The following is a 10,675-nucleotide window of genomic DNA, read 5'->3' as shown; positions in this document are numbered from 1 at the left end:
TTTAATCCATTCGGTAACCCGGCTGTCATGGCATCTGCTTTAGACCCGTGGCTTTGCGTCTCCGACTTTCGTCGGATTTGCCTTTATCGTTGGTTAATATTGTTGAATTATGTAACTTTTTACCTGAACATATATTACTATTTTAAGTAAAACATTTCAATATTTTTCTATTAAAATTAAATATTGTCTGCAGAACAATTTGTCTTCCCATACGTTTTCACCAGATGTGAGCAATGATAAACATTACCTATCCCTTTATACTCACATAATTGGCGGAGAATCCTTCCGATTTCTCTTCTGTATTTACCATATACATCTTCCTACGATATTTTGGTATAAATATGATGTGATATTACAGTTCCATTTTGTATGTGATAAGCTTTTATCCATAGGTCAGTCTCCGGTTTTGTATATTTTTAGGCTTGAATCACTTGCTAATATACAAAATGGAGCTGACCTTTTTCATTACATAAGCATAGCTTCTTAATGCCACAGGCATAGCCTGTGATTTTTTAAACCATTAAAATAAAAAGGCTTTCAACGAAAGCCTTTTGCTTGTGTATATATTAATGTCCTCCATGTCCTCCGCCATCGGCAGATACAATTTCCAGCATCATATCAATCATGCCCTGGTTTTCCATGGTCACTTCTTTGCCCGACCCGATAATAAATGCATGATTGTATGGCCCGACTGTTGGATCATCGGTAAATTTCGGTTGTAATTGGCCGAGGAATTCATGTGTCTCCCCAGTTAATTCACCATCTTCAAGCCAGATTATCGGAGCGTGCTTGCCAAGATGGGCGAACGGCGCCCCGGCAATTGCATAGTCGGCGCTTTTTGTTGAGACGAAGCCTAGTCCATGACCCGGTTCTGTAAGACCCCAGCCAAATCCCGTCTGCTCATCTTTAAATCTCGCAAAAGCGATTGAAGCCGCAGCCGGAGTTTCTCCTTCTATTCTCGTTATGGTCCCATATTTATCTAAGTCATTGAAAATGTCATTTGAAATCGCGGATTCCGGTCCGAGCACATAAATATTGGCATTATTATTCCTAAGCTCCAGCGCTTCCCTGGTCGCATCGGGAATCCCGTCTTTTGTCACATATAGTACAGGCTCCGGCATGTGGGCAATCCAGTTTCCGGCAATAAGAGAAAATAGTTTTGCCTCCTCTTCAGCTGACACAATAATCAAACCTTGCGGAAGTTCTCCGGATACATCAGCATATTTTTGGTCGGCTGCTTTGGCAAACTCCGCCGGATCATCACCTTTAATTTGTTCAACGGAAAAATCATCAAGCTGATCCAACACTTTTTTGCTTGGATTTCCCACTACCATTACCTCTGTGCCATCGACATTTCCAGTCGGAGCAAGGCGCTCCAACTCAACTAAAGTCGCCTCCGGGATTTCATCGTCCTCATAAAACAAGACTGGCCCGTTGTTTGGATGATGGATTAACGTTGTCGCCGCAAGTGAAATTTGCCAGTTATCGGTTGGGACGAGTATAACCGCACCAGGCTTGTTTTCATCATGAGTCGCCGGCCACACTGTATTTGAAACTTTAACCGCAGCATCTACTAAATTTGCCGCATCAAGTCTCGTTACGTTTTTTGTGCTGCTAACCTCCGAAGAACTATCAGAAGTCCCACTGCCTTCTTCATGGTTCGTGTCACCATGATCCATTCCATCCATATTTTCCGATTGATCCTTGTTTTCATTTTGATTGTTATTATTATCATTCGTACATGCGACCAAGCCAATCGCTAATAAAGCAACTAAACATATTGCCAGAAACTTTTTCATTTTGAAACTCCTTTCGTTACTATGACTACAGTAAAAAGATACAGCAAGCTTTTGCAGAAATTGTGCAGTAAGCTCGCAGCTTACTGAAAAATGGTTCTAAATATGTATACAGACAACTTCTTTCATTCTAAAATGAATGAGATTATTCTGCACAGAATCTCCAAATTTATTAAATATAATGAAAAAATAGATTGAAGAAGGTGAGCCACCAATGAACAAGCTTTCGATCAAGCTGGGAACAGTATTTTTTCTGATCATCTTTGGCCTTGAAACATTTATGTTTTTCTTTTTGCATTCGGCGATTGTCGATTCACGCATAGAAGAAGAGCTGCTTTCATTACAGGCAAGGGGGAACTCACACAGAGCCATTCTCGAAAAACATTTCGACTCACAAACCATATCACATGTTACTTTGATGGAGTCTGAAGCGGATACGGATGTTGTCATTACGAATACAGCCGGGGAAATTCTTGACTCTTCAGCCCAAACCCAGCCCTTAACTAAATATTTAAAATCACAACCTTCTAATATTTCGCGCAAAGGACGAATTGTAGAAGATAACTGGCAGGATGAGCCTTTCATTGCGACCATCAGTCCAGTCGAAGTCGATGGGCAGATTGTCGGAAATGTGTTTATGTTTCAAAATACAGAATCTGTGCATTCGTTAATTGAACGTCTGAATGAACACTTTTTATTGGCAGGCTTAATAGCGGTTTCCCTAACTTTTATTATCATTGTCTTTCTTTCAAAAGCACTCACTAAACCGCTGATTAAAATGAAAGAAGCGACGTCGCAAATAAGTCAAGGCGACTTCTCTGTTACACTGCCCAAAACAGGAAACGACGAACTCGGGGATCTGGCGCAATCGATTGAGTTGCTGGCAACTGACCTGAATTATTTAACACAAGAGCGCAATGATTTTTTGGCAAGCATCTCCCATGAGCTCAGGACCCCTTTAACATATATAAAAGGATATGCAGACATTGTTCATAAGCGAAAACTATCAGGGGAGGAACGGGAAAAATATTTACAGATTATTCTCGAAGAGACGAACCGGCTTTCAGCATTGATTAAGGATCTATTTGAACTTGCGAAAATCGACAAAAATTCATTTGTTATTCAAAAAAGGACCATTGATTTGAACGATTTTTTTAAAAAAGTTGAAAAGAAATTTTCCCCTGCTTTCCGGGAGAAAAATATGAGTTTAATAGTGAAGTGCCCTTCTGATTTGTTTCTGGAGGCCGATCCTTCAAGACTTGAGCAAATAGTTTTTAATTTACTGGATAATTCGATTAAGTATTCTCCTTCAGGGACGAACACGATTGTTACAGTAAGAAAAAAGAAAGAAGCAGTCCATATAATAATTAAAGACAACGGCAAAGGAATACCTAAAGATGATATACCATACATCTTTAACCGCTTTTATCGAGTAGACAAAGCGCGGACGAGAGCTCTGGGAGGATCAGGCCTCGGTCTCGCGATTGTTAAAGAGCTGGTTCATGCTCACGGCGGTACAATTACTGTTAAAAGCATTGAAAATGAAGGTACAGAATTCGAGTTAATATTTAAGGGAGCCGAATGCGATGAAAACCATTTTACTAGTAGATGATGAGCCAATGATGCTCGATTTGTTATCCTTGTATATTTCCCCCCGGGGATATCATTGTATTAAAACCGGGTCAGCGCTCGATGCGATTGAATATTTAGAGTCTAATCCAGCAGATCTGATCCTCCTCGATGTGATGATGCCTGAAATGGACGGGTGGGAAGCTTGCCAGGAAATTCGAAAGCACTGGGATATCCCGATTATTATGCTTACTGCCAGAAGCGAAAAAAACGATATTGTAAAAGGATTAAACATCGGAGCGGATGATTATATTGCCAAACCGTTTGATGAGGAAGAGCTGATGGCAAGGATTGAAGCTGTGCTAAGAAGGAAAAAGAGCGAAACCGGAAGGGTTTCATTTCAGGGTCTTTTGTTGGATCACGACTCTTTTGAGCTTAAATATCATAACGTTGAGATCCCGCTGACACCGAAAGAATTTGCAATGATGAGTCTGTTTTTGAACAACCAAAACAAAGTATTTACCAGGGAACATTTAATCACTTCCATTTGGGGTTACGGTGTCGCAACCGAAGACCGGACGATCGACTCCCATGTAAGAAATTTACGGGAAAAACTTCGCAAAGCCGGGTTTCCCGCCGATGATTACTTAATTACAGTCTGGGGTGTCGGATACAAATGGTCCGGGAAAGAATAGGGAATGGATGACTTCTTGCTTGAGTGGTTCCCTGTTAATCCAATTGTCGCGGCTTTGATCAGCATAGCCTTTAATATTGCGATAGCGATTTCAGGTGTTGTCCCGAGCGCTTTCATTACCGCAGGCAATATTGCGTTTTTCGGCTTTGAAACCGGATTGATTGTTTCAATTGCAGGTGAGGCAGCAGGAGCGATCGTCAGCTTTGTGATTTATCGAAAAGGGATCAATAAATTTACAACTGATCGGAAAATGAAGAATACGTTTTTGCGAAAGCTGAAAAATACTGGAGGGGTTGAGGCAGCCATTCTCGTACTTTTGCTGAGAATATTGCCGTTCGTTCCTTCTGGTGCAGTTACACTGGCAGCGGGGTTGAGTAAAATGGGGCTGATTTCCTTCAGTATTGCGAGCACTGTCGGTAAAGCTCCGTCCTTATTGATTGAAGCCTACTCAGTTAACACTGTGTTTAATTTGAAAATGGAGTGGCAGCTGGGGATTTTGATTTTTGTTATTGTTGTATTATTTGCATATTTCGTTAGGAAAAGAAGAAAGATTAAACAGGAAATCGCCGAAGAATGAGAGTTGAACTGGCTTTTATTTCACATAGAACTTTCACAACTTCTCGATAAATTCTCCATTTGTCTAAGGTATTCTTGGATCAAGAAAGGAGATGCTAAAAATGAAAAAATTAGCAATTGGGATTTTAAGTGCAGCCTTTATTTTCGGAGCAGGAACGTATGCTTTTGCACAGGCAAACAATGATGGCGAAGGAACAATAAACTTTGGCCAAATGAAACCAAAAATGGAGGAAATGCATCCTGATTTATCCGAGAAGGAATTGAAAGATATGTATGATTCCTGCCATGGCAACGGAGGAACAATGAGAGAAGAAAAAACGGATAATATGATGAATGACACCAGCAGTATGATGAACAGCTTATAAAATCGGTTCCCCATCCGGGAATGGCTTTTGCCAATCCTTTTTTTGAAAGATAAGTATAAATTTCTGGTGCTACCACAGCTTCTGAGGCTGTGGTATTTTGTGTTTATTGAGGCCCTGCGAGGATGACATCGGTCGAATCTTCTCAGCATATTTTCCCTATTTTGTACCTAACAAATTTACCTTCATAGAGATATTGTTTAAGGAGATCCCAGGCCTAAGCTTCCATAGACAGATCGCACCAATTAGAACTGCAAAAGTTCATCATAACTTTTTTTCAGCCCGTAGTGCATATTTTCTGCATAAAATTGTGGGTATAATATGCACTACTAAAAGGAGGTTTTTCGTATGTTGATCAAAAGAAAAAAATTACTAATGATAATTTTTTCTGTGGTTACAGCACTGTCTTTGACAGCGTGTGCTGATAATGATGAAGAAAGCAGCCCAAATGAGAACAATTCGAACTCTGGTGAAAACATGCATAATGGTCATTCTGGCACAAACGATTCTAATATGGACCACTCTGATATGAACCATTCCGGCTCAGGTGAAGTGCCTGACGACTTGAAAGAAGCAGAAAATCCCACCTATCCAGTCGGAAGTCAAGCGATTATCAAAGATGGTCATATGGAGGGGATGAAAGGTGCAGAAGCCACCATTGTAGGCGCTTATGATACTACAGCGTATACTGTTTCGTATACCCCGACAACTGGTGGAGCCAGAGTAGAAAATCATAAATGGGTTATTCACGAAGAGATTCCAAACGCCGGTGAAGCGCCTTTAGAACCTGGAACAGAGGTTAAGCTAGAGGCCGGTCATATGGAAGGCATGGAGGGAGCAACCGCCGAAATTGATACAGCTGAACAAACAACGGTGTACATCATCGATTTTACACCAACCACTGGTGGAGAAAAAGTGACTAATCATAAATGGGTCACAGAAAGTGAACTTTCCCCTAGATAAATTTAAATCCGCCAATGAATAACGAGAATACTTTATTTCGATTTACTACGGACAAAAAAACCATAATCGAGTGGTCTTTTTTATCTAAAAAAAAGGGGCTGTCTAAAAAGTCCATTTTAGAGTAAAATGCACTCAAATTAAAAACCCAAGAATGTTGATTTAACAGCATTCCTGGGTTTTACTGTTTTAAGGTTTCGGCTGAAATAGCACTTATGGGACAGCCCCTTTTCTGCTTAACTGCAAATTAATTTTGCAATTCGCCTTTTTTCATTAAGGTAGTCCAATTTTCTCCTCCGTCTTCTGACACAAGAAGATTGTTTTCAAATGTGACGACCGCAATTTTATCTGGCTCCTTTGGATGGATAGCGAAATAGGAGACGGCATCCTTCCCGAGATCCAACCCGATCTTCTCCCAGGTTTGTCCGTTATCCTTGCTCTTCATGATACCTGCTTCCGTTTCTGTTATTGAATAGCTGATCAGCTCTGATGAACCAGGGATGACGCTGATCGCAGTAATCAACCGGCTCGGATCAGCGGGCTTCCATGTCTTGCCGCCATCTTCAGATCGAAAAACTCCTTCGTTTGTACCAGCGATCAATACATTTTCATCATCCGGCAGGGAAAGCAGCGAATACATACCATGTAAGTCAGCAGGCAGCCCAGTGGCATTCAGCCTGTTCCAATTCTCTCCCCCGTCCGTGCTCTTATAAATACCTGCCTTATAGTCCCCACTATCCATCTGGTTTACCCCGTAAATCATGTCGGGGTTATGATAATTTGAAGAGAGAATATGAAAATCTACTTTTCCTAGCAAAGCTTTAGTTTCCCATTTTTTCCCGTTGTTAGTGCTTTCCAAAACCCCAAGCGGATTGGGGAGGTCAGATTTAGCGCCCGGATGTCCGCTCGTCAGCATCGCACCGTCAGATTGGACATGAAATCCCATAAAATCGAAGTCCGTGTTTCCGGCTGTTACCCACTCTTTCCCCTGATTATTAGTCATAATCATTCCCTCGTGGGAGGCAACATAAATCGAATTGTTTTCTGTATAGGCAAGGCCATGGATATGCTCCACTTTATACCCGCTTTTAAGAGTCTTGGACCCGCCATTTTCGGTTTCATTGCTGCAGCCTGATATCAGTATTGCTCCTGTTGCGATAAACCCTGCCAGCATTTTAAATTTCATAAGTATGTGCTCCTTTTACTATTATCCTACCCGGTGTGCCATTGGCAATGAAAACATGTAAAGATTTGCTGCTGTCAGAACGAGCATCAGTCCATAATAAGGCGCCAATTGCTTAAAAGTCCCTTTATTGCCGATTCGATAAACCGTATAGCCCGACCCTGTAAAGCCAAGTAAAATGATTGCATATTGTATCAATTGAACGGCAGAGACAGACGCAAGGCTTAAATCACCGCTCATTTTGATTCCAAACAATGCTGCCGAATTAAACCAGATTGCTTTTCCTTCAGTAAGAATATGAAAAAGATTGTGGCCTAAATGTCCGGCTAGGTCCAATGGAATAATCGCATAGCCGAATTTCACAAAATTTTCTTTTACCTTTGTCGCGTTTCCCTTCAATGCAGCAAGCTTGGCTGTCCCTAACAACAGAAAAATCGGGATTACCATCGAAATCACATAAGCAACAGTAAAGTTTACCGTGTAATTGGTTGTGTTCGTAAAAATGCCAATCACCCGTAAAATATCTTCCCAGATTGAAAGCATCGTGATATTTTGAACAAACACGATTCCCATAATGACGGCTGCCAGTGAGGCATGTTCCAGCTTGGGATTTTTTATTCCCCATAATTCCTTGGTCGGGACTCTCATTGTGACTTTAATCGAATTGTTCGGACATGATTTAACACAGTTTGCACAGAGGTTGCAATCCGCGCTTGAATCCATTGTGCGTACATACTGGAACATCGGGCAGCCTTCCACTTTTTCATTACCCTTATAACATGATTGCGTTTTGCAAGTCCGGCATATTTCCGGAGTTCCCCTTAATTGCAGCATCCCTGAGCGGGAATAGTTGCCTGCTAATCCGCCAAGGAAGCAAAGAGTTTTACAAAATGTCCTTCTCTCATATAAAACTGATGTGATGACAACCATTGTGACAAGAATCAGCAGCAAGTATCCGGACCCTCTAGGCGATTCAACGATCCCCCAGACATGGTCGCTCCATGTAATCATAATAAAAAAAAGGTCAATCAGCCAGATTCCATACTTTTTTAAAAACTTCGGCATCGGCTTTTCACTGCCAGTAAACTTTCTGACAAGATCGCTCAGTTTGCCGAATGGACAAACCGCACACCAAAACCGGCCCGCGACAATAAACAGAACGGGCACAATCGGCCACCACAGCACCCACGTCATCGACGTACCAAAATTACTATGCGAGCTGGCGGTGCCGGCAACCAATTGGAATACGATCACCGAAAAAACAATAAAGGCCGTCCATTGAAAGATTCCTGGATACCATTGGCTTTTCATAAATTTTTTAATCATTGGTATATCTAAAAGGTTAAAAGGCTGCTTGGATGAATTAAGCTTTTTTTCGGGCATCGACATGCGGCTGAACCTTCTTTCTCAGTCTTTTATTCCACAAGCCTGCAATTAGAAACGAAAAATTGATTGCTCCAAAAGTGCCTAACACCTTATAATTTGGTGGAGTTTCAATCACTGTTTCGTCCGCATGCCCATGCGTTCCTTCTTCACTATGTACAGTTTCACCGGAGTCATCCACCGGATCAGTATGCTCCGCTTCATGATCTGCCTTTCCATTATGCTGTTCATGTACGTTCTGATTTGAATGTCCTGAGTGTTCACCATCAAGACCCTGATTACCATTTCTGAACGCTTCGGTATCCTCTATAATGCTTTTTTCACCCGTATGCCCTGCATCTGCCAATGCAAAAGAAATAGGAAATAACAATAAGACCATCGCATTTAATAAAAAAATGAACCCCAACCTCAACACTCTTTCACCGCCTTAAGTTAACTTTCCTAAATCTAATAAAATATGTTGCAGAAACTGTGCTTTTTTTATGGATAATTGGTGACAGCGATGAGTTATATTACATTTTAGGAGAAAGCCAATGGAAAAGCCTGTCCCCCATTTGGTGAGCAGGCTTTTGTATGGGCGCTTATGAGGCCATTTTTCGACACTCTTCCGCACATTTGTAACAAACTTCGGCACATTTTTGGCAGTGGTCATGATCATGCTTTTTGCACTCATTTCCGCACGCCTCGCAAATGTCGGCGCATAACTGGCAAATTTGTTTGGCAAACGGACTATTTGATTGCATCGCTTGTGCCGCAAACGCACAAATATCGGCGCATTCCCGGTCGAGGCGGATGCAGTCTGCCATCATCTTTACGTCTGTTTCCTGTAAACATGCATCAAAGCAAACATTGCAGGCTTCCATACATTCGAGACAGGCTTTAATACATTGTTCATGGGTTAAACTCATCATAACATCCCCTTAAATAAGATTTGTGTTCTTTAAAGTTTTCCCCTGTGATAAATGGAATAAACTGCATAAAAAATGCATATTTAAGTTGATAAAAAAGAAGAAAGGAATATAATCACCTTCCTTCTTTTTTCTTTATTTACAGATTCTTCGAACGAAAAAGCCCACGCAGGGCCTAGCCCGTCTTTAGACGTGGGATGAAAGTGAGGTCAGACAAGAGGTAGTTTTTGCTACCTCAATTGTCTGAAAAGATGCTACCGTTACACCGTAAGGTGTAGGACTTGCGCCTTTAGGCGTGGGAGTCTCAATTATGAATACTTTCCGCATACCTGAATTTCGCATATCCCTTCCATCTTCTGAAGCCAATCAAGAAAGTGGCCGTTACAATAAGGAACAGAGACATCATCTGGGCGATCCGTAACGTATCAGTCAGCATTAAACTATCGGTTCTTAAGCCTTCGATAAAGAACCTGCCGATTGAATACCAAATGACGTATGAAAGAAATAGCTCTCCTTGTTTAGGCTGAAACTTCCTAAGAAAAATCAGTAAAACAAATCCGCTCAAATTCCAAATTGATTCATAAAGGAATGTCGGGTGATGATAGGCGCCATTTATATACATTTGATTAATGATAAACTCCGGCAGATTTAAACCTTCCAAAAAGGATCGTGCAACTTCTGTACCATAGGCCTCCTGGTTCATAAAGTTGCCCCAACGCCCGATCGCCTGCCCGAGAATAATGCTTGGTGCCGCAATGTCAGCAAGTTTCCAAAATGAGATTCCCTTCTTTTTCGCAAAAACAACTGCTGTCACTGCACCACCGATTAAGGCACCATGAATCGCGATGCCGCCTTCCCAAATCGCAACGATTTCTCCAGGATTTTCTGCGTAATACTCCCATTTAAATAGAACATAATAAATTCTTGCACTAATAATCGAGATCGGGATCGCCCACAGCAATAAGTCGGAAAAAATATCTTTATTGAGACCAAGCTTCTGGGACTCCTTTGTGGCAAGCAGCCAGCCCAATAATAATCCTGTTCCTATTATAATGCCGTACCAATAAACAGTGATTGGACCAAGTTCAAAAGCCACTCTGTTGAGATGCTGCATTTGTTCCATAACTCCTTTGCCTCCTTTTCACTTTTAAAAAAATATTAGCATAGCAACAGTTTAAATCATCGATATCAAGATTTTGTGCAATACCAAAACTTTTGTAGATGATTTGAAAATATAATTTTCC

At 41.2% G+C, this 10,675-nt stretch carries 11 protein-coding genes, 1 pseudogene and 1 riboswitch; of the genes and pseudogenes, 5 read left to right on the top strand and 7 right to left on the bottom strand.

Annotated features, from left to right (window positions below):
• Positions 1-9: 9 nt before the first annotated feature.
• A riboswitch (cyclic di-GMP riboswitch) is annotated at positions 10-92 on the bottom strand.
• A 156-nt stretch (positions 93-248) separates the two neighbouring features.
• A pseudogene (locus CU635_RS23745) lies at positions 249-390 on the bottom strand (transposase); the annotation flags it as partial.
• Positions 391-566: 176 nt separating this feature from the next.
• Positions 567-1,799 (bottom strand): ArsR family transcriptional regulator, encoded by a 1,233-nt coding sequence (locus CU635_RS05450; RefSeq protein ID WP_101576167.1) that lies wholly within the window; start codon positions 1,797-1,799, stop codon positions 567-569.
• A 211-nt stretch (positions 1,800-2,010) separates the two neighbouring features.
• Here CU635_RS05450 and CU635_RS05445 point away from each other — a divergent pair, with 211 nt between their 5' ends.
• From CU635_RS05445 to CU635_RS05425, 5 genes are all read left to right on the top strand, one after another.
• Positions 2,011-3,408 (top strand): HAMP domain-containing sensor histidine kinase, encoded by a 1,398-nt coding sequence (locus tag CU635_RS05445; RefSeq protein ID WP_101576166.1) that lies wholly within the window; start codon positions 2,011-2,013, stop codon positions 3,406-3,408.
• Entirely contained in the window at positions 3,383-4,060 is a 678-nt protein-coding gene (locus tag CU635_RS05440) for a response regulator transcription factor (protein WP_101576165.1), read from the top strand. The genes CU635_RS05445 and CU635_RS05440 overlap by 26 nt, the downstream gene beginning before the upstream one ends.
• A 3-nt stretch (positions 4,061-4,063) precedes the next feature.
• Entirely contained in the window at positions 4,064-4,636 is a 573-nt protein-coding gene (locus tag CU635_RS05435; protein WP_101576164.1) for a TVP38/TMEM64 family protein, read from the top strand.
• Positions 4,637-4,736: 100 nt separating this feature from the next.
• Positions 4,737-5,000 (top strand): hypothetical protein, encoded by a 264-nt coding sequence (locus tag CU635_RS05430; RefSeq protein WP_101576163.1) that lies wholly within the window; start codon positions 4,737-4,739, stop codon positions 4,998-5,000.
• A gap of 345 nt (positions 5,001-5,345) precedes the next feature.
• Positions 5,346-5,960, top strand: a complete 615-nt coding sequence (locus CU635_RS05425) for a YdhK family protein (RefSeq protein ID WP_180956545.1) — start codon at positions 5,346-5,348, stop codon at positions 5,958-5,960.
• 244 nt (positions 5,961-6,204) lie between these two features.
• On the opposite strand, the gene CU635_RS05420 is transcribed toward CU635_RS05425, so the two are convergent.
• The 5 genes from CU635_RS05420 to lgt form a co-directional block, all read right to left on the bottom strand.
• Positions 6,205-7,143 (bottom strand): F510_1955 family glycosylhydrolase, encoded by a 939-nt coding sequence (locus tag CU635_RS05420; RefSeq protein WP_101576162.1) that lies wholly within the window; start codon positions 7,141-7,143, stop codon positions 6,205-6,207.
• Between the two features lie 21 nt (positions 7,144-7,164).
• Entirely contained in the window at positions 7,165-8,529 is a 1,365-nt protein-coding gene (locus tag CU635_RS05415) for a 4Fe-4S binding protein (RefSeq protein ID WP_101576161.1), read from the bottom strand.
• Positions 8,504-8,938 carry a hypothetical protein gene (locus CU635_RS05410; RefSeq protein ID WP_142382821.1) on the bottom strand — a complete coding sequence of 145 codons (435 nt, stop codon included), beginning with the start codon at positions 8,936-8,938 and terminating at the stop codon, positions 8,504-8,506. The genes CU635_RS05415 and CU635_RS05410 overlap by 26 nt, the downstream gene beginning before the upstream one ends.
• Positions 8,939-9,104: 166 nt before the next feature.
• Entirely contained in the window at positions 9,105-9,431 is a 327-nt protein-coding gene (locus CU635_RS05405) for a four-helix bundle copper-binding protein (protein ID WP_180956544.1), read from the bottom strand.
• Between the two features lie 304 nt (positions 9,432-9,735).
• Positions 9,736-10,554 (bottom strand): prolipoprotein diacylglyceryl transferase, encoded by an 819-nt coding sequence (lgt, locus tag CU635_RS05400; protein ID WP_101576158.1) that lies wholly within the window; start codon positions 10,552-10,554, stop codon positions 9,736-9,738.
• Positions 10,555-10,675: the final 121 nt, after the last annotated feature.

This window comes from Bacillus canaveralius (genome assembly GCF_002860125.1).
GTDB classification, from domain to species: Bacteria; Bacillota; Bacilli; order Bacillales; family Cytobacillaceae; genus Bacillus_BJ; species Bacillus_BJ canaveralius.
This window is presented reverse-complemented; position numbering and strand designations above follow the sequence as displayed.